This window comes from Gammaproteobacteria bacterium (genome assembly GCA_013816845.1).
GTDB lineage: Bacteria > Pseudomonadota > Gammaproteobacteria > DSM-16500 > DSM-16500 > Aquicella.
Genome location: JACDDU010000002.1, coordinates 468,543 through 495,125, shown reverse-complemented (window position 1 = coordinate 495,125; position 26,583 = coordinate 468,543). Strand labels below are relative to the sequence as shown.

General features: G+C 39.1%; 21 protein-coding genes. 9 read left to right on the top strand and 12 right to left on the bottom strand.

The genetic code is table 11. The features are described from left to right. The 4 genes from H0W64_05830 to H0W64_05815 all read left to right on the top strand — a co-directional run. Positions 1-688 (top strand): hypothetical protein (locus H0W64_05830; GenBank protein MBA3661224.1); only part of this gene is annotated, 688 nt, incomplete at its 5' end. A gap of 104 nt (positions 689-792) precedes the next feature. After that, on the top strand, positions 793-2,034 hold the full coding sequence (locus H0W64_05825) for a hypothetical protein (protein ID MBA3661223.1): 1,242 nt from the start codon (positions 793-795) through the stop codon (positions 2,032-2,034). A 326-nt stretch (positions 2,035-2,360) separates the two neighbouring features. Then, positions 2,361-3,626 carry a 6-phosphofructokinase gene (locus H0W64_05820; protein MBA3661222.1) on the top strand — a complete coding sequence of 422 codons (1,266 nt, stop codon included), beginning with the start codon at positions 2,361-2,363 and terminating at the stop codon, positions 3,624-3,626. 136 nt (positions 3,627-3,762) lie between these two features. Then, entirely contained in the window at positions 3,763-4,425 is a 663-nt protein-coding gene (locus H0W64_05815; GenBank protein MBA3661221.1) for a dienelactone hydrolase family protein, read from the top strand. Between the two features lie 81 nt (positions 4,426-4,506). Here the strand turns inward: H0W64_05815 and rpoS are convergent, their stop codons facing one another. Genes rpoS through H0W64_05780 form a run of 7 tightly spaced genes read right to left on the bottom strand, consistent with a single transcriptional unit; the run spans position 4,507 to position 10,359 of the window. Further along, positions 4,507-5,547 carry an RNA polymerase sigma factor RpoS gene (rpoS, locus tag H0W64_05810; protein MBA3661220.1) on the bottom strand — a complete coding sequence of 347 codons (1,041 nt, stop codon included), beginning with the start codon at positions 5,545-5,547 and terminating at the stop codon, positions 4,507-4,509. Between the two features lie 47 nt (positions 5,548-5,594). Next, complete coding sequence (locus H0W64_05805; protein ID MBA3661219.1) at positions 5,595-6,338, bottom strand: peptidoglycan DD-metalloendopeptidase family protein; 744 nt, start codon at positions 6,336-6,338, stop codon at positions 5,595-5,597. A gap of 1 nt (position 6,339) precedes the next feature. Then, a complete protein-coding gene (gene surE, locus H0W64_05800) occupies positions 6,340-7,095 on the bottom strand; it encodes a 5'/3'-nucleotidase SurE (protein MBA3661218.1) in 756 nt (251 codons plus the stop codon). 40 nt (positions 7,096-7,135) lie between these two features. Continuing rightward, entirely contained in the window at positions 7,136-7,387 is a 252-nt protein-coding gene (locus H0W64_05795) for a septum formation initiator family protein (protein ID MBA3661217.1), read from the bottom strand. Between the two features lie 51 nt (positions 7,388-7,438). Further along, on the bottom strand, positions 7,439-8,776 hold the full coding sequence (eno, locus tag H0W64_05790; protein MBA3661216.1) for a phosphopyruvate hydratase: 1,338 nt from the start codon (positions 8,774-8,776) through the stop codon (positions 7,439-7,441). A gap of 18 nt (positions 8,777-8,794) precedes the next feature. Further along, on the bottom strand, positions 8,795-9,493 hold the full coding sequence (gene hda, locus H0W64_05785) for a DnaA regulatory inactivator Hda (GenBank protein MBA3661215.1): 699 nt from the start codon (positions 9,491-9,493) through the stop codon (positions 8,795-8,797). Between the two features lie 2 nt (positions 9,494-9,495). Then, positions 9,496-10,359: a DUF2066 domain-containing protein gene (locus H0W64_05780; protein MBA3661214.1), complete on the bottom strand. Its 864-nt coding sequence runs from the start codon at positions 10,357-10,359 to the stop codon at positions 9,496-9,498. 197 nt (positions 10,360-10,556) lie between these two features. On the opposite strand from H0W64_05780, the gene H0W64_05775 reads away from it, so the two are divergent. Beyond that, positions 10,557-12,236: a glycosyltransferase family 39 protein gene (locus H0W64_05775; protein ID MBA3661213.1), complete on the top strand. Its 1,680-nt coding sequence runs from the start codon at positions 10,557-10,559 to the stop codon at positions 12,234-12,236. Positions 12,237-12,353: 117 nt separating this feature from the next. Then, complete coding sequence (locus tag H0W64_05770) at positions 12,354-12,689, top strand: integration host factor subunit beta (protein MBA3661212.1); 336 nt, start codon at positions 12,354-12,356, stop codon at positions 12,687-12,689. Between the two features lie 56 nt (positions 12,690-12,745). Here the strand turns inward: H0W64_05770 and H0W64_05765 are convergent, their stop codons facing one another. From H0W64_05765 to H0W64_05755, 3 genes are all read right to left on the bottom strand, one after another. Next, on the bottom strand, positions 12,746-15,190 hold the full coding sequence (locus tag H0W64_05765; protein ID MBA3661211.1) for a patatin-like phospholipase family protein: 2,445 nt from the start codon (positions 15,188-15,190) through the stop codon (positions 12,746-12,748). A 130-nt stretch (positions 15,191-15,320) separates the two neighbouring features. Next, positions 15,321-15,887 (bottom strand): dCTP deaminase, encoded by a 567-nt coding sequence (locus tag H0W64_05760; protein MBA3661210.1) that lies wholly within the window; start codon positions 15,885-15,887, stop codon positions 15,321-15,323. A gap of 23 nt (positions 15,888-15,910) precedes the next feature. After that, on the bottom strand, positions 15,911-16,981 hold the full coding sequence (locus H0W64_05755; protein MBA3661209.1) for an Mrp/NBP35 family ATP-binding protein: 1,071 nt from the start codon (positions 16,979-16,981) through the stop codon (positions 15,911-15,913). A gap of 89 nt (positions 16,982-17,070) precedes the next feature. On the opposite strand from H0W64_05755, the gene metG reads away from it, so the two are divergent. The 3 genes from metG (at position 17,071) to H0W64_05740 (ending at position 21,833) form a co-directional block, all read left to right on the top strand. Then, positions 17,071-19,107 carry a methionine--tRNA ligase gene (gene metG / locus H0W64_05750; protein ID MBA3661208.1) on the top strand — a complete coding sequence of 679 codons (2,037 nt, stop codon included), beginning with the start codon at positions 17,071-17,073 and terminating at the stop codon, positions 19,105-19,107. After that, a complete protein-coding gene (locus tag H0W64_05745; GenBank protein MBA3661207.1) occupies positions 19,107-19,724 on the top strand; it encodes an RnfABCDGE type electron transport complex subunit B in 618 nt (205 codons plus the stop codon). Before metG ends, H0W64_05745 begins: the two co-directional genes overlap by 1 nt. A gap of 147 nt (positions 19,725-19,871) precedes the next feature. Continuing rightward, a complete protein-coding gene (locus H0W64_05740) occupies positions 19,872-21,833 on the top strand; it encodes an ankyrin repeat domain-containing protein (protein MBA3661206.1) in 1,962 nt (653 codons plus the stop codon). A gap of 62 nt (positions 21,834-21,895) precedes the next feature. Here the strand turns inward: H0W64_05740 and H0W64_05735 are convergent, their stop codons facing one another. Then, the gene (locus H0W64_05735) at positions 21,896-22,480 is read right to left on the bottom strand and encodes a L,D-transpeptidase (protein ID MBA3661205.1); all 585 of its coding nucleotides are present in this window, start codon (positions 22,478-22,480) and stop codon (positions 21,896-21,898) included. 269 nt (positions 22,481-22,749) lie between these two features. Next, on the bottom strand, positions 22,750-26,574 hold the full coding sequence (locus H0W64_05730; GenBank protein MBA3661204.1) for a TIGR02099 family protein: 3,825 nt from the start codon (positions 26,572-26,574) through the stop codon (positions 22,750-22,752). Between the last annotated feature and the right edge of the window lie 9 nt (positions 26,575-26,583).

The following is a 26,583-nucleotide window of genomic DNA, read 5'->3' as shown; positions in this document are numbered from 1 at the left end:
CAACAACAACAACAACAACAACAACAACAACAACAACAACAACAACAACAACAACAACAACAACAACAACAACAACAACAACAACAACAACAACAACAATTATAATAGTTTTAATCCTACGTTTTTCAATAAAAATGTGCAAAATAACGCAAAAGATTTCTCTCTCCATATCCTTTATGATTTTACAAAAATATGGTTAAAAACAAATGCTCCATCCAATATTATTGCTATGATGTTTTATGATGACTTAGATAGCCTAACCAATGCACGCGGAAATTTTCTTAGAATATATAAAGATAAAGTTAATGAGGATGACACCTCCCTACTTCATACTTACACTAGGTTGGTGGTCGATGGTAAAAATAAATTCTGCTTAATTGGTCCCGGACATTTCTTTGATAGGTTTAAAGACACCAAAGTTAAAAATAGAAAAATGATTGAAGGCTTTGGTTATCCGAGCGAGCGAATGGTAGAAATTATTAAAAGCCATACATATGAAGATATAGATAAGAGAAGAAAAAATACATTTGACTGTTATGCAGAAGCAATTATTAATAAACATCAAAATTCAAAAGATTCTTTGTCTGCTACCATCGATGAACTGGGTTCTGAGATTTCAACTTCTGCAAATCTATCAAATAATGATTCGGCAGGTACTGAGCACTGTCCGAAACGGCTTGTACCCTAATCGATATTAAGGTGCAATTTGTTGATACAAAAATGGAGCACGGATCAGATTTTCTTAAACTAGCTATAATTTAATAAACGAATAAATTTGCCGAGAAATACCACATGAAAAACAGAACACTTGAAAAAATGGACATTAACTATATTCTGAATCAGCCAGAACAAATAGAGGTAAATGATACCTCCCATTTTACCAATCCTTCTTCGGCAATCAATGAGTCAAGCATTCAAGCCAATGATGTAAATAATAACAATAACGCCCCTGTAGAATACACAAGCAATTCAATGTCTGAAAATAACATGGATAACCAATCTCAGCATGCGGAATCAAGCACGATAAACTTTAAACCCAATGTAAAGTATCATTTTCATGAACAACTTGCATCGCTTTTACCAATTGAAAAAGCAGAATGGGAAGGAATACAATCTCCTATTTTTATTATTTTCTTTTCCGAAAAAAAAACCGCTCTCAATTTAGCAGCACATATTCATGATCATATGGGTGGAGATCAGGCGATTAATAAAAAAAATAATGCCCTGCTGATTAGCTTTGATCTCAATAAAATTCATGCAGTTATAACTTCTGAGGTCTGCATACACCCCTGCTGCACCAAGCCCAAGGTCCGTAAAGATTTGCTCAACCCCCCTGAAACATTAAATTCCGCAGAAACCACATGTATTGTTGAATTAATAAAGAAGCGCAATAATTCACGTTGTGATATAAAAGAAAAATTTATAAATGTTGGCAAGTTATTACTACAGGATACGAGTTGCAGCGAAGACAAAGCGTTGAGTAAAAAAAGAAAACATCCAACCTTAAGTGATAACAATAACAATAACACAAAAGATTTTTCTTACTTCGTAAATTATAATTTTATGAATGTAGCAATACCTGGTTATGCTGACACACCTTTATCTGTTATTTTTTACCCAAATAAATCAAAATCACATAATGCCCAACAACATTTTTTAAATACTACACTTGACGCGTCCCCATGGGAAAAAACCAGACCCGTAAAAACCTATTGTAATTTTAAGGCCAATAATCAACAGTTATGGGGTCTAATTGGTCTTACAGATTTTTTTGTCGATTATAGAAGTAAGTATCCATACAGTACCTGGTTGACCTCTGATGTAACCGACACCAGCCCCAGGATGAAGGATGTTATGAAAGCGCAATATGAACAAGAAGTAAATAATAATTACTATAATAAATTACATACTTTGAAAGGTATTGCTGAATCCCCCGCTTTTTCTTTATTTTATAAACCACTAAAAATGCCAGAAAACTCTACTTTAATTTCTGATGATAATAAAACTATTCGTTCGACGAAATTTTCGTTTTAGAATTAAATTATTTCAAAATAATGTTCTTCGCTTTATTTTGATTAATTAATTAAACTGCTAAACATCCAAACTTAATATATTTTAATCAATCTCGATTTACCCAATCATATCCACTACCCTATTGGACCTCGTAAGGCATAAATAGTATGGTTTTTACTCATTTGACGGTAAAAAGTTAGATTCTCCCTTCACTTCAGCTAAAGGTATCGTTCTATATTTTAGATTTATTGAAAAAGAAACAAAGTCGAGTTTGTGAAATCTTAATGAAACGTTATACTTTGTTGAATTCGGAATACAATTTCACCTCATTAATAATGGACATGACTATGGAAAAATATAATGCTTTATATGCCCAATCGGGTGGCGTCACCTCTGTTATCAATGCATCAGCTTGTGGCGTTTTGCAAACCGCGCGTGAGCGATCAGATGTCATTGGGAAAGTTTTTGCGGCTCGAAACGGCATCATTGGCGCCTTGACCGAGGATTTAATTGATACGTCTTTGGAGTCAGATGAAGATATTCGCGCCTTACTTCATACGCCAGCTGGAGCCTTTGGATCTTGTCGACATAAATTAGGCTCACTTGATAAACATCGCGCCCAATACGAACGGCTTGTTGAAGTTTTTGCAGCGCATAACATTCGCTATTTTTTTTATAATGGCGGTGGTGATTCACAAGATACAGCACATAAAGTTTCTTTAATTAGTAAAGAATTAAACTATCCGATTACGTGTATCGGTATACCTAAAACTATCGATAACGATTTACCTTTTACCGATAATTCACCAGGATTTGGCTCAGTTGCCAAATATGTTGCGGTTTCTATTAAAGAAGCCGGGATGGATGTTGCATCCATGTCACTCACCTCAACCAAAGTATTCATTATGGAAGTCATGGGAAGGCACGCTGGATGGATTGCAGCAGCCGGCGGCCTTGCTTGCGAAAATGAAGGCGATGCTCCGCATATTATTTTATTTCCGGAAATTCCATTAGATCCGGAAAAATTTTTACATCGCGTCAAAACCTGCGTTGACAAGTATGATCACTGCGCCATTGTTGCTTCTGAAGGTTTAAAAAATGCAGATGGAACTTTTGTTTCCGAATCCGGTTTAGTCGATGCCTTCGGCCATAAACAATTAGGTGGTGTTGCACCCATGTTGGCTAAATTGATTAAAGACCAATTAGGCTATAAATATCATTGGGCCCTTTGCGATTATTTACAACGTGCAGCAAGACACATTGCTTCCCTGACTGATGTTGAACAAGCGTATGCTGTAGGAAAAGCTGCAGTCATTGCGGCGCTATCTGGCAAAAATGCCATTATGCCTATTATCGTGCGGGATCAAAATTCACCTTATCAATGGAGCATCGGTGAAGCACCACTTGAAAAAATTGCAAATGTCGAAATTAAAATGCCCAAAGAATTTATAACTGCTGATGGTTTCGGAATAACCGATGCTTGCAAGGCGTACTTATCACCTCTCATTCAAGGGGAAGCTTACCCACCCTATAAAAACGGCCTTCCACAATATGTTCGATTAAAGAACATAGCGGTCCCGAAGAAATTAACGACGACATTCAAAGTAGCCTAAATAGTGGTATAGCAAGTAATCCCTTGTACTTGGCTAAAATGCATAAAATGCTTCGCGCTGGTACCCGAGTGCGCCGATGCGGAGCATATATGCTTAGATATCCACCAGGTAAACGTTTTATCGAAAAGGAATTTCAATGTCGCAATCAATTCAGCTCGCCGAACAACAACTTACCATTCCTTATAAAAATATAATTCTTGAAGGAATTCTCGCTATTCCCAAAAATGCCTTGGGTTTAATTTTATTCGCGCATGGAAGTGGGAGTAGTCGTTTTAGTAAGCGAAATCAATATGTCGCTCGTGTTTTAAACCAAGCTAAATGGGGTACCTTACTATTTGACTTATTAACCCATGATGAAAATACGATTGACAATCGTACCGCTGAATTTCGATTTGATATCAATTTACTTGCCGCAAGGTTAGAAAATGTTACGCAGTGGTGTTTGAACAATCCTCAGACTTCAGGTTTAATGATGGGCTATTTTGGTGCAAGCACCGGCGCTGCTGCCGCACTGATTGCAGCCACTCAACAAATAGATCTTATTAAAGCCATTGTTTCACGGGGCGGTAGGCCAGATTTAGCTAACCACGCTTTATATCGTGTTACTTCCCCTACTTTATTAATCGTTGGAGAAAGAGATGAAGCAGTTATTAAATTAAATCAGAATGCACTAGATAAGATGAGTTGTATAAAGCAATTAGAAATCATTCCCGATGCGACCCACTTATTTGAAGAACCCGGCACGCTGGAAAAAGTTGCTGAAATTGCCCAAGCATGGTTTTTGCGCTATTTAAATTAAAAAATTTTACAGCTTGATCTTTAAAAAAGACAAGGTTGATAAATATAATTATGCGATTAAGAATAAGAATAAGAATTAAAACTAAAACATATCACTTTCAAGGCCATATTTTTGCAGAATTTCACGTAAACTTTTTAAACCACTCATTTGAATTTGACGAACTCTTTCACGGGTTAAGCCCACTGCTTTACCAACTTCTTCTAAAGTTTGTCGCTCATAACCATCCAAACCAAACCGACGACACAACACTTCTCTTTGTTTTTCATTCAATTCTGCTAAACACTTTTCTAAGCTTTCATGTAAATGTTCATTCGCTAAAGCATCGGCTGGATCGATTGCGTTTTTATCCGCTAAGGCTTCAACGAGCGGCTTGCCTTGTGAATTATCAGAGGAAACTTGCATATCCAAAGAAATCATATGCTCATTATATTCCATCATGTTTTTGATATCTTCAACCGGACGGTTTAATGCTTCAGCAATTTCATGATAAGAAGCTTCGTGGTTATTTTTTTTTGCAAGTTCGCGTGCTGTTGTTAAATATAAATTTAATTCACGCAGTACATGAATAGGAAGACGAATTGTTCTTGTTTGGTTCATGATGGCACGTTCGATCGTTTGTCTAATCCACCATGTCGCATAAGTTGAAAAACGAAAACCCCGTTCAGGATCAAATTTTTCTACAGCGCGTAATAGACCTAAATTTCCTTCTTCAATTAAATCAGAAAACTCAAGACCGCGATTGTAATAACGTCGTGCAATTTTAACAACCAATCTTAAATTGCTTTCAATCATTTTACGTCGAGCTGACGCATCCCCTTTTATCGACAAGCGTCCAAAATAAACTTCTTCTTCAGCGCTTAATAAAGGAGAAAAACCAATTTCTCTTAAATACATTTGCGTCGGATCATAACTTTCTTTACGATCGCGTAATTTGCGTGTTGGTTCTTTTGAAGTACTGAGCGTATCTTCAGATTTGGCTTCAACGGCTTGTTCAACTTCTAAAGCAATTTGTTCAATGCTTACATCGGAATCATCCACTTCATGATCTTCTAGAATAATTTCTTTATCATCTTCTAGATGATCAGTTTCCTTATTACCCTTTCCCTTTTTTTTCCTTGGCATACAAGGACCTCATTAAGTCCATCATTATTACTATACCTAATACGTTATTATAACGTGGGAGTTGATGAAGAACCTAATAATTGCATAGGATCAATCGGCAACCCTGCGCGCCGGATTTCGAAATACAATAACGGTCGTTCTGCACCTAAATTGCCCATCTGAGCAATTTTTTGCCCTTGTTGCACGACATCCCCTTCCTTTACAAACACCTGGGTATTGTGAGCATAAGCAGAAAGATACAAATGATTATGCTTTAAAATAATCAAATTGCCATAACTGCGCAAACCATTACCACTATAAACGACTTTACCGGCGGCAGACGCGTAAACAGGCATACCTGGATAACCGCCAATCTCAATCCCTTTATGATTTTTGGCGAAGCTAGAAATCACCCTACCTGACGCTGGCCACACCCACTTTTTAGCTTGACCGATCTTTCGCAATTCCTCGAGATCCGCCAGGAAAGGACTTTTTTTAGCGATAATGGGGCGTGCCGGGTTTCTAAAGGGTGGTTCTCCTCCCTTCACAATTAAGGTTTCGCCGGCTTCAATTGAATAAGGGGAAGGCTTGTGATTAAGACGTGCGATTTCCTCATAATCTAATCCGTATCGCCACGCAATTTGATAGACAGTCTCTCCCTCACGAACCCGATGTTTACCATTTTTTGGTACGGGATCTGTGGCATTGATTTCACTTACGGGTGCATATGTGATGGTTTCATCAAAACAACTCGCACAGAAAAAAATAGTGAAAAAAATAACAGCAAGAATTCGGAGGGTAGCGTTTATCATATCAGCCTACCTGCAATGATTGCACCCATCCTGATAATTCATCAAGCACTTTGTAATGTGTTAAATCGAATTGTAAAGGTGTGACAGATACGAACCCCGAATTAACAGCGTAGAAGTCTGTACCAGGGCCTGCGTCTTGCTCCGGTCCCGGTTGACCTACCCAATAAATTTTTCGACCACGCGGATCAACATCTTTAACCGTCGGTTCCGCTTTATGGCGGGTTCCTAAACGAGTAATTTGGATACCGCGAAGTTCAGAAAAGGGCATATCCGGTACATTCACATTTAAAATAGTGTCGAAGGAAAGGGGTTGATGCTGTAAACGTTCCACTAAGGTTTTCGCAATACGTGCGGCAGTATCATAATGCTCACACCGCGGACCAGCGAGCGAAATAGCAATAGAAGGTAAGCCCAGAAAGCGACCTTCTGTCGCTGCAGCCACAGTGCCCGAATACAACACATCATCGCTTAAATTAGAACCTTCATTAATGCCAGAAACGACCATATCGGGCATTTCTTTCAATAACCCTGTTACGGCTAAATGCACGCAATCGGTAGGTGTGCCATTAACACTGAAAAAACCATTTACTGCTGTAACGACGCGTAGTGGGTTCTCTAATGTTAACGAATTACTGACCCCACTTCGATTACGATCAGGTGCGACGACCATAACATCTGCGATCTTACCCAATGCCTCGGCAAGGTAACTAAGACCCGGCGCATGCACGCCATCGTCATTGCTAATTAATATCTTCATGCTCATCCTTGGATTAACTCAAATTATTTTAAGTATTATCTTATTTGACAACTTGATAAAAAGTCTCGCCTTTTTTTATCATGCCTAATTCATCACGTGCACGTTCTTCTTTAACTTCAGTATTCTCTTTTAACTGCTTAATACTCAATAAAAGCGCTTCATTGCGCTGTTTCAAATTTAGAGTAGTTTGTTGTTGCACGATTAATTCTTTTTTAAGTCGAGCCATTTCAGCAAGACCGTCGGTATCGAACCATAACCGATATTGTAAAAAAGCAACCAATGCGATTAGCATACAGGTTAAAAAAGTAAAACGTAGTGACATGGGAAAAGGCTCATTTCAGCGCTATAAATTATCTTTAACACATTTTGCCAAGGGCATCGCATTGGCATCATGCAACATAGCAAATTTTCGCAAAACGGATCGACCGGCAAATTTAGCACGCTGACCTAACATTTCTTCAATGCGTAGCAGCTGATTATACTTTGCAACGCGGTCAGTTCGACAAAGGGAGCCCGTTTTGATTTGACCTGCATTCAACCCCACTGCAATATCGGCAATAGTGGTATCTTCAGTCTCGCCTGAGCGATGGGAAATAATGGTGTTATAATTTGCATTTTTAGCTAATTGAATGGCGGCAATGGTTTCCGAAAGTGTGCCGATTTGATTAGGTTTAATCAAAATCGCATTAGCCACACCTTTCTCAATGCCTTGCTTTAAGCGGGGTGTAGCTGTGACAAACAAATCATCGCCAACCAACTGAATAAATTTACCCAGCTGTTTCGTTAATAATTCCCATCCGCTCCAATCTTCTTCTGCCATCCCATCTTCTATGCTGACAATTGGATAATCTCGGGCTAATTGTGATAAATAACCAACGAATTCGGTGCGAGAATATTGACGCTTTTCACTGGCCAGATAGTAATGATCTTCTTTAAAAAATTCATTACTCGCTACATCCAATCCTAAACAAAAATCTTTTTCCGGTTGATAGCCTGCTTTAATTACTGCTTCAAGGATAAATTCACACGCTGCGGCATGATTAGGCAAATCCGGTGCAAACCCCCCTTCATCACCGACGTTAGTATTATAATTTTTAGCTTTCAATGATTTTTTTAAATGGTGGAAAACTTCAACCCCAGCTCGTAATGCATCGCTGAAAGTTGCAGCACCCACAGGTAAAATCATAAACTCTTGAATATCAATATTGTTATCTGCATGCGCACCCCCATTGATAATATTCATCATCGGAAGAGGCAGTAAATCACCCTGATTGTGACCCAGGTAATTATACAAAGGTAGTTGCATACTGAGTGCTGCAGCTTTGGCAGCTGCCAAGGAAACAGAAAGAATCGCATTGGCCCCAAGTTTGGATTTATCCTCGGTTCCATCCAACATTAATAATGTTTCATCAATTTCCTGTTGATGGGTTATTTCAAAATTTTTTAAGGCTGGCGCAATCATGTGATTGATACAATGCACCGCTTCTAAGACACCCTTACCTAAATATCTTTTATTTTCAAGATCGCGTTTTTCCACCGCCTCCCGAGAGCCTGTAGATGCACCCGATGGCACTGAGGCACGACTAAGCTCGCCTGTTGTTAACAAGATTTCAGCTTCGATGGTGGGATTGCCTCTTGAATCTAAAATTTCACGTGCATGAATGGCTTTAATTTGCGACATTCACTTCTCCTTATTATTTTAAATTTGTAACACTTCTTTTACAAAAGGGATCGTTAATCGACGTTTGGCGGCAAGCGATGCTTTGTCGAGTGCATCTAAAGCTGCAAACAAAGTATTCATTTGACGTGGGCAATGCGTTAACAAATAATTTCCAGTTTCATTTGATAATGAAATGCCACGACGCTCGGCACGCATGATGAGTGCATTTAATTTTTCACGATCATCTAATGGGTGCAATTGATAAACGACACCCCAACTTAACCGTGAAACTAAATCAGGTAGGTGCAAATTAAGTGTTTTTGGCAAAGTTTTAGCAGCCATAATAATACGACCGCCCATATCATAAACGCGATTATAAAGATGAAAAACTGCTTCTTCCCAGTGGGGGTTGGCAGCAATCACTTGAATGTCATCTAAACAAACGACGTTCATCGCTTCACATCCTTTTAGCAATTCAGGTGATAGGCTAAGCAAACTTGCTAAAGGTAAATAAATTGAAGAAAGTTTTTGCTGATGAGCTTCATGACAACATGCGTGTAATAAATGGGTAAGACCATGACCGCGGGTTCCACAAAGGTAAATAACTTGCTCTCCGATGCCAATGACTGATTTTTTTAAAATATCAATAATTTCTGCATTATTACCAGGATAAAAATTATCAAAAACAGCTTCATCACGCATAAGTTTGAGCGTGAGCTGCCCGAGTAAAGGTTGCATCTCTAAGAGGTCCACTGATTCAGTAATTTCACAATATAAAAATCCTGCACATTGAAAGATTGAAAAAAGGAAGATGATTGCGCATCTGCTCTTTTAACAAATTTTTGTTTAGAAAGCGTTTGACTTACTTTCGTTAGTAAGTCACCAAATAATTGAGGATAATTATTGTCATTCAATGTGAAGTCCCAAGTCTTCTCGCCTACTGCTAATTGCCATGCACTTGCATACGCATCATTATTTTGTTGAATGTTGCCTATTAAGATTGCGTCAGCTGCATAGCGTCGGCTTGCAGCTTTGAGTTTAATAAGCGAAGCACTATTAATATCCATAGGCGAGATTAAGGTGAGATCAATCATATCCATCATAGGGAAGATTAAAGGCAAACCAAATTGGCGGCCTTCTTTTTTAATTAAATTAAAAACAGTATCAGGAGTATCATTGCCAATAATTTCATTCGCATGACTTTGATCAGTCACTGTAAGCCAGACAAGAACGACCGGCCGCTTCTCACCCCAGATTGAAATACCTGCCCTTTTTAATAACCGGTTGAGATCGTCTTTGTTAAATCGAATGCTCAAAGCGTAAGGCGTAGGTGATCTGAGTAAAGATTGATAGCGCAGTTCTTCAACATACGCTTCCGGTTTTTTCAAACTCCCTTGTAAATTTGGATGACTGTCAATTTGCTTGTCACCGCTCAATCTTACTAGCATTTCAATAAAACCTTGTTTAATCGCGGTGACTTTTTCCTCATCCGATTGACCCGTAACAGGTACATCGATTTGATAAAGCCGGACCATCTTCATCCCATAAGCTGAAGTTAACCAAAGTATAGGTATCACAAACAACAAAAGTAATCTTGTTTTCATGAATTTAGCACCTTATTGAGTCTATCCGAAGTGCTTCATTGTAGCCTTGATTGCAGGAAAGCGAAATCAAGGTTTTTCTTGATCCAAAAGCAAGCCCGCCCAACTCCTCGTGCCAGTTTAATCAGCCAAGGTACAAAAGCACTCGTTCACCTCATTCCCCTGTGCTAGAGTTTGCTTTTTTATAATTCGTGCCCTATATGATCAAACCCAACGAGATATTGCGTTTTTTTAATCCAAAAGTAACGGGGCTAGGCTTACTATTTTTTGTGACCCTTGCCTATTTTCTATTTCTCGGTTCACGTCCACTCTTTGTTCCTGATGAAGGCCGATATGCAGAAATCGCTCGCGAGATGGCTGCTACGGGAGATTTCATAACCCCCTATCTCAATTACATAAAGTATTTTGAAAAACCTCCACTTTTCTACTGGATGGGCGCCCTTACGATAAAGATCGCCGGGGTCAACTTATGGTCGCTGCGAAGTATCAATGCCTTGCTGGGGATACTGGGTTGCTTATTCACTTATTATACTGCTTCGAAACTCTACAATGTCCGTACAGGTCTCTTAGCGGCGCTCATTCTCGCGAGCAGTCCCCTATATTTTGTCATGTCCCATATGATTACCTTGGACTTACCTGTAAGTGTTTTCATTATGTCTAGCTTGTATTGTTTTATACTCGCTATACAGGAAGAAACCCGCCATCAGAAATATTGGTTATGGCTTGCAGCGGGCAGTGCAGCACTTGCCGTTTTAACGAAAGGTTTGATTGGCATTATCCTTCCCGGTTTAATCGTTTTAGTTTGGCTTGCTTCTTTAAAAAAATTATCCGAACTCAAAAACCTTTATCTTAGCTCGAGCTTCCTTATTTTTTTTATCATAGCTGTGCCCTGGCATGTTTTGGTGAGCCATTACAACCCTGAATTTCCTTATTTTTATTTTATCGAACAGCAATTTTTTCGCTACACGCACGAATCCATTGGCCACTACCAACCCGCCTGGTACTTTTTACCGATTTTATTAATCGGTTTTTTTCCTTGGCTTTTATTTTTGCCACTCGCGATAAAACGCAGCTTAGTTAAATTTAACTGTAGCGTATTTAAAGCAAATGATTGGTTTTTCGTTTGTTGGTTTATACTTATTTTTCTCTTTTTTTCTTTTTCTAAATCGAAACTTATCCCTTATATTTTACCTATTTTTCCTGCTTTAAGTTTGATTATCGCGCGTTATTTTGACCATGCTATTCGTCATCCATCGCGGGAAAGTAGTTTGATATTCGGGATAACAGTTGCGTTTTCTTGCTTGATTGCCGTATTGTTTTATCGATTCTCATTTTTTACATTGTTACCGCATCCTCTCCTCAGTAAAATATTTCTGATGACTGCTGTTAGTATTTTAACAGTAGGTTTATTGATAAGTTTTGTTTGGTCGTTTAAGTCGCAAAAGGGGGCTATTTATTTTTCAATAATCAGCATGCTTTCTTTTTTAATTTTAGGAGTCGCATCCGTAGCTTACTTTGATACACGTAGCATTCAACCCCTTGCACATATTGTGAATCAACTTTCAAGCCAAAATGAAGTGATAGCCTTCAACCGTTATTACCAAGATCTCCCCTTTTATTTGCAACGCAGAGTCAGTATTCTAAATTGGAAAAATGAACTAACTTTTGGCTCCCGTCATCAAGACGCAAGCGCTTGGTTATTAGGCAATGCACAATTTTCGCACCGAATGGCAAGTAATCAACCCAGTGTAATCATCCTGGATAGGTCAGATTTTAATCATCTTAAGTCATGGTTTCCTAATATAAAATTTAAAGAGCTTGGAAAAACAACGACAACAATAATAGTTCAACCAAGCTACAGCATATTGAAAAATAATTAATTTTGCAGGGTTGTGCCAGCCAATTTTGCATTAGAATCACTTGACTTGCTAAGGCATTGAGTTATATTGAAAGAATAGCCCAAACATGGAGGCAGCAGCATCTGCTGAAAGGATATGTTGATAAAATCCCAACTTATCGGCGAACTCAGCAAGCACTTTCCTCACCTTCCGGAAAAAGATATTGCATTGAGCGTAAATCACATCATTGAACATCTGAGTGATACGCTTAGTCAGGGTGGTAGGATTGAAATACGTGGCTTTGGGAGTTTTAATTTGCATTTCCGACCACCGCGTCGGGCTCACAATCCTAAAACTGGCGAGAAATTAATTACGAACCCGAAATATGCGGTTCATTTTAAGCCGGGAAAAGAATTGCGTGAAAAGGTTAATAGCAATCGACAAGTTCCTATCGAAGCTGTTACCCAAGAAGAACTTGACGACGAAAGTGATTGATCATCAACCCAAACATCCCGTAAATCCCAAGGCTTATGCTTGGGATTTTTAATGCTTTAGTTATATCTTCTTAAAACACGATTTCCTTTATCGACCGTCCCCCGATTTACTTGATGATGCTCTTCGAACTCGGCAGTTTCTTTATCTATAACATGGTGGAACATTAAAAATTTTTCTTTAGAAGAGAAAGATTGGTATAAAAATTTTAATTCAGCACCTCCCTCCTTGTCTTTTTCCTTTTTATTTTTAAGGGTAAAAATATCTTTATAAACGTTCTGCGTGCCAAACGCCGCAAAGACAGAATCTAAATTTATAAAAGATAAATTTTCTTTGGGGTTATCGATATGCATAAAACAATTGAGAAGTTTCTCAAGTTGATAAGCCGTCATCAAAGTGTCGACTTTATCTTCTCCGAAGAACGTGCCTAATTCCTTCATACTCGTAGGCATTGCGCGGGTGTGAAAAAGCGCTTGATAAACGCTGGTCGTACTATCGCAAAGCATCTTATACTGATCCGCACTTTGAAGACCACCGGTATGGAAAAATCGATGGATAAAATTTTGAAAAAAATTCGCTGTTTTATTTTTGTAGCGAACATGCCGCTCCATTAATTGAAGATACATTACATAAGCCAGTGCATAAACTTTCAGATCGTATAAATTTTTTAAATCTAACGTCATATTAAAATTAGTTTCGCAAGGAAACATGAGGGTTTGATGAATCAAATGGCGGTGAATGTTTGAAATTAGTGGACAAGGGTTGACAGTTGCTGCTATATGACTCGCTACATCCAAACAAAAGGTCCGAAAAGCTCCTTCATCGCGCACGGGTTTGATCAGCATGGGTGTTGATTGCTGGAGTTTAATTAAAAGGTCACGCTCTGCTTCAAGCAGTAGTTTTGAATCTTCTTCTAAAAGTAAAAGAGAAATAATTAAGTCATAAACATTTACACCGTGGAGTGTTTTTTGCCAAGAATTGCCTACGCGTTTACGCTGCACTTCTAATTTTTTTGTTACAAATTTAATTTTATTTTGTATCCAGGCCAACTTGGCTTGCATGTCGTCCCAAATTTTTTTATCGGAAATGATTCGTTCTTTCTTATAAATAAGATCAATATGTTCGCCCAGATCAGGACAGGATTGTGATGCAATGGTATCAATCGACATTTGCAGCTGATCATCAGCACGCACGGGTAGGTTACTTCCATCCTTCGACCCATCTAACGTTTTATTAACCATGGTTTCACGGGTCGTTCGCCACACAATATATTTGCGCAGCGCAGCAATTTTGTTCATTAATTTTTCTCGTAATTCGAAATCTTCCCCGCGTAATTGAAGAAGCATCGTACGATATAATTGCAAAATGACTTTTAATTCCGAATCTTTTTTGTCTGCTAACCATTGTTGCTCATCATCATAAACTCTAATTTTATAAGCTTCATTGACATGATTTTCTAGCCAATCTTCGGCTGCTTCTCGACCCGCTTTTGATAAGATTTCTTTTGCAAGGGGTGATAGTTCAAAATCCAATGTATCAACATTATGATCAAACACTTGGATTAAGTTGGTTGCATACTGCGTAAAAATTTCTCGATCGTGGGATTGCATACCATTCACCACGGAAATAACAAAATCTTTAAAACTTTTAATCAATTTTTTTGGATTAGTATTCCAGGCTGAAGCGACTTCTTCTGCAGTATCAACCTTGATGTTAAGAACTGCCGGATTGGCACCTTGTGTTGTAAAAGTGAAACCTGGTGGTAAGTATTTTTCATCATGAAAAATAAAGTAGGGAAGATTTTGCATAACCCCGCCATCAACATAGGTACAAACGCCTTGACCATCAAAGTGTTCTACGGGCTCAAAAACTGTAGGAAAAGCCGATGAGATTCGCACTGCCTTTGATATTGGCATGTTAGGCGTATTTTCAAAGTTGAATACGTCCACTCGGTTCTTTGTTAAATTAGCACCGGTCACGGATAGATCTTTAAAAAAAGAATTAGTTAATCCAGGCGATGCTAAAACTTTTTTTCTTAAGTCAGCAAACGTTGCGTTAGGATTACCGAGCGCTTCCTCAACACGCTTATCAAGCCAGGCTCGGAGGAGGCTCCCCGTCGAAAGCGAATGCCCCTCTGCGATCACCAAGGTAAGCCATTTTCGTCCTTTTACAATAATGCTAGGTGTAAAAGAATAAGGCTTTTGGCCTTCCAGAAAGGCATCGAACGAAAGATTACCAAGAAGATACTGGAAATTAATGGGGTCGCGGTGAAAACCAAGTGCTACTAACATAGCAGCGATTGCGCCAATGGAGCTGCCGGCAACATGTTCTACTTCATTGAGAACGCGCGCCTCTTGTAAGGCAATTGCAACATCTTTATAAACAAAACCCCGAACGCCGCCGCCTTCAAACACTAAATAGCGAATTAAAGGTGCAGATTCTTCTTCAATAATTTTATGGGTTTTTTTATCTTCAATCGCACTTGCTTGCCAGATATAGGACATTTATTCACATCCTTATAGGAAATAAAGAAGCAATGCCAACCAATAGACTATAAAACCCAAGGTAGCATGGGTTTTAGGCGAAATATAGATTTTGCCTGATTGGATGAAGCGCAATCGATGGCTTTAGAAATCAAGTGATCGGTAAAGTGACACCGCGTTGCCCTTGATATTTACCATGACGATCTTTGTAAGAAGTTTCGCAGACTTCGTCTGACTCTAAAAATAAAAGTTGTGCGACTCCTTCATTTGCATAAATTTTAGCAGGGAGGGGCGTCGTGTTAGAAAATTCTAGTGTAATATGACCTTCCCATTCAGGTTCAAGCGGTGTGACATTAACAATAATGCCACAACGCGCATAGGTTGATTTTCCTAAACAAATCACTAATACATTCCGGGGAATTTTAAAGTATTCAATGCTTCTCGCCAGAGCAAAAGAATTAGGTGGAATGATGCAAACTTCAGCAGCAACATCGACAAAGCTTGTGGGTGAAAAATTTTTAGGATCGACGATGGCAGAATTAATGTTAGTAAATATTTTGAATTCAGGGGCACAACGAATATCGTACCCGTAACTGGAAGTCCCGTGAGAAACAATTTTTTTATCGTCTCGACTTCGAACTTGTCTTGCTTCAAAAGGAGAAATCATTTGGCAGGATTCTGCCATTTCACGAATCCATCGATCTGACTTAATGCTCATAAAAACCCTTTGTTAACATTTTTTTATTTAATGATCACGTGCGGAAATTTGGCAGAGTAGTCTACTGGTAATAATGCTATCTGCGCAGCAATTTGGATTGCCATTTCCATAAACTGTTTAGAGATTGCGTGATCTGGATTTTGGATTAGAAAAGGTAAGCCTTGGTCTCCCGCACTACAAATTAGCGCATTAAGCGGTAAGGAACCGAGAAAAGGAATTTGCTGAGATTGAGCTAGGGTTTGACCGCCGTTTCGGCCAAAAATAGCATCATCGTGACCACAATTTGGACAATGATAAAAGCTCATATTTTCCACAATGCCAAGCAAGGCGACGTTCAGCTTATTGAAAGCCTCACAACTACGCACTACGTCGCCTAACGCAATCTGTTGGGGCGTCGTAACCATGACCACCCCGGTAAGCGGCATTTTCTGGCTAAGGGTTAATTGGATGTCCCCGGTCCCAGGCGGCAAGTCTATAAACAAATAATCGAGTGCATCCCAATTCGTATCGTACAACATTTGCTCAATTGCTTTGCCAAGCATCGGTCCACGCCAAACCATAGGTGCGGTAGGGTCAATTAAATAGCCCATAGATATAGTCTGCAATCCATGACAAATCTTCGGCTGCAACACCTTATTCTCAACCTGAGCTCGACCCTGCGCCCCCAACATAAGGGGCTGACTAGGTCCGTAAACATCTGCGTCTAAAAGCCCAACCCGCGCGCCATTTTTGGCCAGAGCAAGGGCAAGATTCAGTGCAACTGTCGATTTACCCACGCCACCTTTATTGGAAGCAATGCCAATCATATTTTTGATAGCAGGTAAGCCCTTAATGCCTTTATTCCCTGCATGCGCTTCAATACGCGTTGATACTTTGAAGTCAATGCTTCCGTCTGGCATGGAAGATCGTAATTGATTTTGGATACTTTCAATGAAAGCACCCACCACCCCTTCGCAGGGATAACCTAACTCCACGTCAATCTCAACTTTTTGCAGAACTTGTCGAACTGCTTTTAAATTTTTAGGGGAAAAAGCGCGTTTTGTAAAAGGATCAATGCTCGCAAGAAAACGCTTTTCAATTTCTTTTTGGTGCACAACTACTCCCACCAGGGCTTGAATTTGCTATACTTTAACACTTTTTAGCAAAAGTAAAAGATTGCTCATCTATCATGAAGGATGTTTGAATGACTACCGATCGCAAAATTCTCGTAACCAGTGCTCTTCCCTATGCTAACGGTCCGCTGCACCTCGGACATTTATTGGGCTACATTCAAGCCGATATCTGGGTTCGGACACAAAAAATGTTAGGGCAGCATTGCCTTTATGTTTGTGGCAGCGATAGTCACGGTACGCCTATTATGATTCAAGCAGAAAAACTCAATCTGACGCCTGAGCAAATGATTAGCCAAATTGCCGCCCATCACCAACAGGATTTTACTGATTTTGAAATTGCCTTTGATCATTATCACACGACGCATTCCAAAGAAAATCGAGAATTAGTTAATCTGATCTTTGAACGACATAAAGAAGCGGGCAACATCGTTAAGCATGAAATCAAACAGTTATTCGATCCTATCAAACAACTATTTTTACCCGATCGTTATATTAAGGGGCAGTGTCCTAATTGCAAAACAGAAGATCAATATGGTGATAATTGTGAAGTGTGCGGCGCAACGTATACACCGATTGAACTTATCAATCCTTATTCAACTTTATCGGGTGCAAAACCCATTGAAAAAACTTCAGAGCATTATTTTTTTAAATTACAAAATTTTGCAGACTTTTTAAAACATTGGACAGCTGCAGGCCATTTGCAAACACCCGTCAGTAACAAATTAGATGAGTGGTTTCAAGAAGGATTAAAAGAATGGGATATATCGCGTGATGCGCCCTATTTCGGTTTTTTAATTCCAGGTGAAACAAACAAATATTTTTATGTTTGGTTGGATGCACCCGTTGGTTATATGGCGAGTTTTAAACATTTATGCGCGGAACATCCTGAAATTAATTTTGATGAGTATTGGCAAGAAAATAGTAAAACAGAGTTATATCATTTTATTGGTAAAGACATTATTTATTTTCACGCTTTATTTTGGCCAGCTATTTTAAAAGGGGCAAATTTCCGCACCCCCACCGCTATTTTTGCGAATGGTTTTTTAACTATTGACGGTCAAAAAATGTCGAAATCGCGGGGAACATTCATCAAAGCACGTACTTATTTAAATCATTTCAACCCTGCTTATTTACGCTATTACTTTGCTGCTAAATTAAATAATCGTCTGGAAGATTTAGATATTAATTTTGATGATTTTATTCAGCGTATCAATGCTGATCTTGTGGGCAAATTCGTCAATATCGCTAGCCGGTGTATGAGCTTTATCACTAAACACTACAACGGCATGCTCGCTACTGAAATCAGCGATCCATCATTGTATGAAGATTTTTCTAAAGCGGGTAATGACATTATTGCAAAAATTCTTAACCTTGAATACAGCCATGCTATTCGGCAAATCATGGGACTCGCTGATCGCGCTAATCAATACATTGATGAAAAAAAACCATGGCATTTCATTAAGGATCCGGACAAAGCGATTGATGTTCAAACAACTTGCACGATGGGAATTAATTTGTTTCGTATTTTAATGATTTATTTGAAACCTGTCTTGCCCGAAATGGCAAAGTCGGTTGAGCATTTATTAAATATTCCGCCGCTTACCTTTGCTGACAAAGACAAACCTTTACTTAATCACCGCATTCAAGAATTTAAAACCTTGATACAACGAATTGATCCTAAGCAATTAGAGGAAATGAAAATGAATATTCGCAATGAAACTGAAGCAAGCCAAAATGCAGGGGTTGAACTGCCAGCACCGGTTAAAGACTCCACCACAGAATGCATCTCTATTGACGACTTTAATAAAATTGATTTACGTATCGCCACCATCATTGAAGCGTCTGAAGTAGAAGGTGCAGATAAGTTGCTTCGCTTAAAAGTAGATGTAGGTGATGTTCAAAAGCAAGTTTTTGCAGGTATTAAATCTTCTTACCAGCCAGAGGATTTAATAGGACGTCAAGTCATTCTTGTCGCAAATCTTGCACCCCGTAAAATGCGTTTCGGTCTATCAGAAGGCATGGTTATTGTGGCCAAAGATCCTGTTAGTCAGCAGCTTTATCTCGTTAGTCCTGATCCAGGTGCCAAACCCGGGATGTCGGTAAAGTAGTGGGAAAAGTTTTAAAATCAGCGGATGATCCCGAACAACTGATTCACGCTATTGATCAAATCCTACCGCAAACCCAATGTGGACTTTGCGGTTTTGGAGGATGTCTCCCTTATGCGCAGGCGATCGTTTTAGAAAAGGCTTGCCTTAATTTATGTCCACCCGGTGGCATTGAAACTCTCAAAGCTTTAGGCTCCCTGCTTGCGCAACCCATTGACGCTTATATCCCGGACATGGAGACGAAACAGAAACCACCCTTACAAGCTGTGATTCGCGAAGAAGAATGTATTGGGTGTACCAAATGCATTTCAGCTTGCCCCGTCGATGCCATTTTAGGCAGTGGGAAACAAATGCATACGGTTATTGCTGATCTATGTACAGGATGTGAACTCTGTATTCCTCCTTGTCCTGTTGATTGTATCGATATGATTACCGTTCCTTTACCTTCGCCTTCGATAAAACTTGAAAAAGCTAATTACGCGCGCGAATTGTTTAATATGCGGAATCAAAGGTTAGAACGCCAAATCATGGAAAAGGATGCGGAACTTTCCCCGAAACCGATTGTTCCAAATCGTAAAGATTACATCTTGGCGGCGCTACAAAGAAAAAAAATGAAATAATTTCTTATTTTTTAACGCGAAGAAATAAGCTAAAGTAAGAAAGTAATCTAACATGGATGTTGGAGTATCTTCTTATCAATTTTTCTATTTTTACCTTCCCCTCCTCCAACTTTGCCCTTCTTAACTTTTTAAAAAGAGTAGAAGACAATGCTAAATTTATTCTTTAATCCACTGTATAGACAGTTTCATCATGATCCCAGACACGTCTTACACGAAAGCGTTGCGCAAGGCAATTGTGCAGCTGTTCAGCTGGTGTTAGATCAGAATAATATTCCTATTGATTATGTTGTTAATGGGAAAACGCCTCTCGGCATTGCAATTGACCAAGGAGATTTACTCATTGCAGAGATGCTTCTTGCCAATGGGGCGCAAGTTAATGCCACTTACGCGGGTGCACCTTTAATCTGGGATGCAGCTGCCCGTGGTGCAACGCAGCTTGTAGCTTTATTAATTCGATTTGGCGCAGATGTTGAAGCAATTTATTCAGGTGTAACCCCGCTTTTGGCCGCTGTAGAAAATAACCATCCCTTTACAGTTGCGACTTTAATTGCGGCGGGTTGTAATCTTAATCCTGTTTTCAAACCATCGGGATACACACCCCTGCATGTCGCAGTAGAAAATCATGCTTTAGATATTGTAAACCAATTAATTCGTGCTAACGCAGATTTAAATGCAATAGATTTACTGGGAGTCACACCGCTTGCCAAAGCGCACTATTTTGATTTTGCGGATGTCGCACAAATACTAACCGAGGCGGGAGCTTTACCTGATATTGGGCAACAGTGGTTACAAAAACAGTTTTTGAAATATTTACAATGTATGCATATATTGAAACCCAATACTTATCCTCACTTTCCCACATACAGCGATCCTACTCAAGGCATGTGTTACGGCTTAACGATGCTATGGTCATTAAAGAAGGATAAAACCTGGGATGATACCCTCTTTAATCAATATGAAATGATTTCGAAATGGGACGGTACCTTATTGACGCTGCAAGATGATGAAATTTTACAAGCCCATTTTGAAGAAATATTGAATATTGTGATAGCAGGTCAATGTCAGTTGCCCCTGTTGCGTGGGTTAGCACAAAATAGACCCGATCATGTGTTAAATTTTATTGCTAGTAAGGATACGACGACTTATGAAGAAGTCTTTAAATTTGGCGGCGTATTGAAAGCGGCTGAGTTTGCCCCATTCATTGAAAAAATTTCATTCGCAAAATCGACATTCTTTTTATTTAATACCAATCATATTATGGCCTTTTCTCAAAATGGTTCAGATGATTATACGCTGTATGATTGTTTTCAATGTATAAGACCGAAAAAAATAACAACCCTACAAGAACTTACTAAGCGCATGAAGCGTATGTTAACTGCTACGGACAATCCTGAGACAGTAGGGTTTTGTATCATATTTCTAAATCAAGATGCACACGCGCTACGAGAAAAATTTAATCAAATAAAAAGCGATTTTCTGCAAACCTTGATCGAACAAAGAATGGTAAAGGGAGAAATTAACTTGACGGATCCTCGGGGTACATCAGGATTGGTGTATGCCTGCATGGGTGGTGACTTTGATTCGGTGCACCGTCTTATTGCAGCGGGTGCGAGAGTTCACCCTACCCCCCCTGAAGAAGAGCCTCCTCTCTTTTTTGCAGCGAGGAGCACCAACTTCGATAGCATTAAATTGATTGTCGCAAAAGGTGCTGATGTTAACTGTGTTTACCATAATCAAACGCCCCTATTTATTGCGATAATGGATGGTAACGTTAGTTTCGTAAAATTTTTAATTGAAAATGGTGCAGACGCAAATTTTTTACCCAATGGATTTACACCGCTTGGATTAGCCGCTGAGCGCGGTTACCTTGATATCGTTAAAATTTTGATAACTGCTAACGCTCATATAAATCAACCGAGCCTTGATGGACTGACGCCCTTAAATTATGCTTTGATTTTTAACAAAACTGAGGTAGCTCATTATCTTATGCAAAAAGGAGGGGTCGCTACTCCTCTTCCGAATGAACTTTTCAACTGTAATTTTACTGATTTTAAATCCGATTATGCTAACGAAGCAGACCTTGAGAATAGAACGCGATTCACTTTGTAAGCTCATAAAAAAAAGCTTGACCTGTTTAATAGGGCCAAGCTTTTTTGATCAATGACCTGAGGTTAGTAAGGTCTAACAATCACTTTGGTTCCAATGCGCGCGAAATTAAAGCGAATCCATTCTGCATCAGAAACACTCATGCGCACGCAACCGTGACTAACGTTGCCTTCCACTACATTACCCGGAGCTGATCCGTGCAAACCTTGATTGCCATTGAAAAACATGCAATAAGGCATCGGCGCACCACCTCGGGGCAAGGGGTAGATTGTGGATTTGCAACTAGCGCTGCCAAGCGATTGAATTCTAAAAGTTCCAACACGGGTACGGCAAGATCGCTTAATATCCGGACACCAACTGTTACCTGCTGTTGCTAAGCCCGAGCGAATCAGACTGCCGCTTGTATCATAGGCGCCCCATGCATGAACACTAGGATCAATAACAATTGTCTTTTCACCTGTAGCGATATGTGAAGGCAATCGGTCACTGTAACTAGTGAACGGCTTAGGCGAGGCAACTTGATTATTATTATAGGCAACCGTATTACTTGGGTAATTTTGCGCAGACACTGAATAGGTCGAACAAGATGAAATGAAAAAGGGTAAACACACAACACTCAACCACAATAAACGCTTGCTCATTCGCTTCATACCCCCACTCCTTGTGTTGTTATGGATTCAGTATAACGCGAAATTTATTACCAACTAATGTAGTAAGCGAAGATTGCGTTTTAACCTATTCAATTTGAATGATTTTTATAAAAATTGTATAAAATTTTCTCTGTAATTTAATTGACAGATGTCATAAAAATTTATAGTTTAAGCGCAAAAAAAATGGCTAAAGAAACAAACGAACAGCTTAGTATTTGGCCAAATAAATAGAGGTTTTATGGATCAATAATCAAAGCGCAGAAGGGTAATTAATTACTAACAGGTTTAAAATCGGGGTTTGTCCAAGGCCCTTTCACTTCATATTGCAACGTCGTTACGCGCGACACTTGTGAACCAATGACGCGTTCTACTGCAAATGCTGCAAGCCCAGCTATGGGGGTTGCGATTAATGCAGCAGCAACAGGAAGGCTGCTTGAAACATAAGGAATGGCTTTAACGGTTAAATCTAAATCTTTTCTACTGAAACCAATTCTACCTCTGATTTCAACCCGTGCGATTGGGCCCTCAATACGCATATTATTCGTCAACGCATTGCCATTTTTTAAATTAAAATCGCCCCGAATGTAATCAAAACTATACCCTTTATTAAATACATCACTAAAATCTAAAGATAATCTTCGCGGGAGTGCCTGCAAGCTAAAAACACTTAACAAACGAGCAAAATCCATTTTAGCGCCGCTCGTTCCTTCAATTTCTACAATTCGACCCGGACCTAAATCTAAATTTGCCTTGCCACCCAAGGTGGAAAGGGAAGGTGCAAAAGGTGAACCTTCCCATTGTAAATTAAATTGAATTTGACCCTTGCTCGAAACAAAGTTATGCGTATCAAAGTTTAAACTTTTCAATAAATTACTGACATTAGAAGACACGCCTTCGCCTTGCAAATGCGTTATATTCTTAAGCCAAGTGCCGTTCGCTCGTAAATTAAAAAAGTTTGAAGAAAGTTGCAGCGTACGGACAGATAAACCTTCGGCAATAGGTGTTGCATTGAAAATCACTTGCCCCAGATTCATATCATCATAGCGAACATGATCAGCTATAAAAGAAATGGGAGGAAGCGTTTCCGGCGACAGGCTCATTCCTGCACCGATGTTGGGAGTCGCATGTAAATACAAACGGCCAAAGCGGGCTTTGATTTGTTTTTCCCGATTAATCACTTGAGGAACTTCTAAATCACCCACAACATCGGGGCTACGCACATTGATGTTCCAATAATCTTTTTCTGGAAAACCGTGCACATTTAAATTGCTTAAACGTAGCTGACCCAGCATCACTGTGTCTGCAGAAATTTCAATACCTTGAAGCTTCAATGCATTAATACTTTCCGTTTTAGCTTGACCAAGATAGGTACTCACTTGTGACCAATCTAAAAGTTTAAGATGACCGGTGATATAAAGTCCCGGATTTTCAGGCCAAGAAGCTTCCCCTTCGCCAAGACGTAAATTGACACTTTGAAGATCAAACGCATCGTTTTTTTTATGCAAGATTAAAGCCGCACCGAGTACTGAACCATATCGTAATTTGATCCGTAAAAGATTAGCATCAGCGAAAATAATTTCTGCTTTAAATGCACGAGTTTCTTCCGCTTTTTTTGCAAATTGTTCAGGTAAATCAATTTTTAAACCGACTAAATCTGAGCTTAAGTCAACAGTTAAAGGACTATCCGTATCAATATTAATTTGAGTCGTTAAGTTAATACGACCTTCAGCAAAAGTCGCGATAGACATTTTTAGCCATTGTTCAATTTCAGCAACAGTCATTTTATTGTTAAGTGTTGCTTGAATCGTTTGTTTATTTCCTGGCTTTGTTAAGGTATTTAAATTTAAACTCACGGGTTGATTGTTCAGAATGCCTAAAATATTTTTCGCAGTAACTGAACTTTCAGTAAATTTCAACTGGCCTCTTAATTGATTTATAGCCAAATCACTACCGATTACTTTTAACTCTACATCGTTAAATCCTGCGTCCCCCTGAACTTTAATCGCATCAAGTTCGCTTAAAGGAATCGTTAATTTAGTTGTCAAACCTAAACGTCCGAGGATGTCCACGGTTTTGGTGATCTTGCCTAATGTTGCCTGTAGGGGGCTTGAATTAATAAAAGCGAATACATGTGTAAAATCGGTTTGGATGGGATCGTGACTAAGATTGACTACAACTTTATCCGCCATCAAATTAGGAATGTTAGCGACAATATTTGTAAAGGGTACTCCAGCTAATAAAGCTTCATCAGCAACTACCGTCATTTGGCTGCCATTGAAATTGATTTTGCCAGCCATATTTTTAAGCGTCGGCCAACTTTGCGCATAATTTAAATCAACTTTTTCAAATTCTCCGGTTACTGCAAAGACGCCCTTGCCGTTCGTAAATGGAAAATCTTTTAATGATCCTCTTAAAACAATATTTGCAGCTTTTAGTTCACCAGACTTTAAAGCTGTTTTTAACCATGTCGTGAGACTGGCATCAAAAAAACGAAGCGGCAAATAGCGCGTAATAATAGGCATTTTTTGCATGGTAAAATTGGCAGATAAATCAACTGTTGGTGCTACATTTTCTACAAGTGTCATCATCCCCGCAAGATTTAATGCCATTTCATTATTTAAAATTTGGAAATGCTGCAGGTCGATCGACCAGTTTTTATTCGTACCTTTAACAAGCGCTTCGCCTGCAAGTTCATCAATTGTAACTGGGGCTAACAAGGCTTTAGGATAATCGAGGACAAGCCGATTACTTCGCAAGGTAACATGACCAATTGACCCATCCCAATCCACTTTCCCAGTTAAATTTTTGAGGCCCGGTAAAACATCTTGCGCCGAAAAATAAATTTTATTGAAGCGCGTTGCGAATTTTAAATTCGAACTCACTTCCCAGGGTCCAGCTATAACTATACTGGTATCTTGCAAGTCGCCGCTTAAATTTAATTTCGCTAATCGAATATGGTCTTCATTAGTAAGCAACGAGGAATTCAATAAAAGTTGTTGCACATCTTTTAAATTAAGATAGCCAAAATTAATGAGTTTAGGTGTAAATACTTCATTGGCATTTTTTTCTAACACAACATTAAAACTTGTTACGGGCCATAAGCTTTGTGCTAAATCAATTAAAACATCGTCTCCGCTAATTTTATAAATATTGTCTTGTTTCTCATAGCCAAAATTCCCACTGAGGCGATTAATGGGATAAAGCATTTTATTGCGGTTGGCATATAATTTCACATGATATAACTGTGCAATGGTTTGCAGCTTAGTTAACGTACCCATCTGCAACGTAGCCCAGACTTTTATACTACCCACCCCACTTCTGATTTGAAAACCTTGCCATTGCCAGTCAGTAAACCACTGCGATAAAGATAACCCTGAAACGTTTAAATATACATGAGCATTAACATGTTTCGGATCTAACTCATGACCTTGGAAATTAATAACGGTATTTATTTTCGTCGGTACCGCTTGATGCAAGATAGCATCGCCCGTTATACGATGATTATCATTTGAATTTTTTAAATTTAAGCGATATAACGTTACAAATAATTTTTTACCCGTTTTAGAAACAAAACGTACGTCGGTGTCTTGTAAAGTCAAATACGGTTGTGTAAATAAAAACCCTACGACTTGGAGCGCTTTCGTTGGTTCTGTATCGGGTTGATCATTAAAGCCCGTGATTGCTGGAAAACCTTTTAATGCAATTTCACCCTTTTGATCTTCCGTGATATTTACTTCCGTTCCAGCTACAACAATGCCGCTTAGTACGGGTTGAAAATGCCATAAGCTTTTTAATAAAGAAAAATAAATGCGGACTGTTCGAATTTGTAAAATAGGGGCATTAGTTTCTTTACTTAAAAGGGTAACCCCTTTAAGAGCAACGCCAGGATGAAAGTGATACCAAGAAAAAGCTGCCTGATTGACAGTTACGGGGGTTTGTAACATTTCACCCGCCCACACCGAAAACTCATCTTTATGTTTATTCAGAAAAGGGGTAATGAATATGCCGGTTAATAAAATCAAAGCGATAAAAATAAATATTGCCGAAAGAGCGATGCCAACCTTCCTGGTTATGGATGCTATATACGCGTTCACGACACTTCC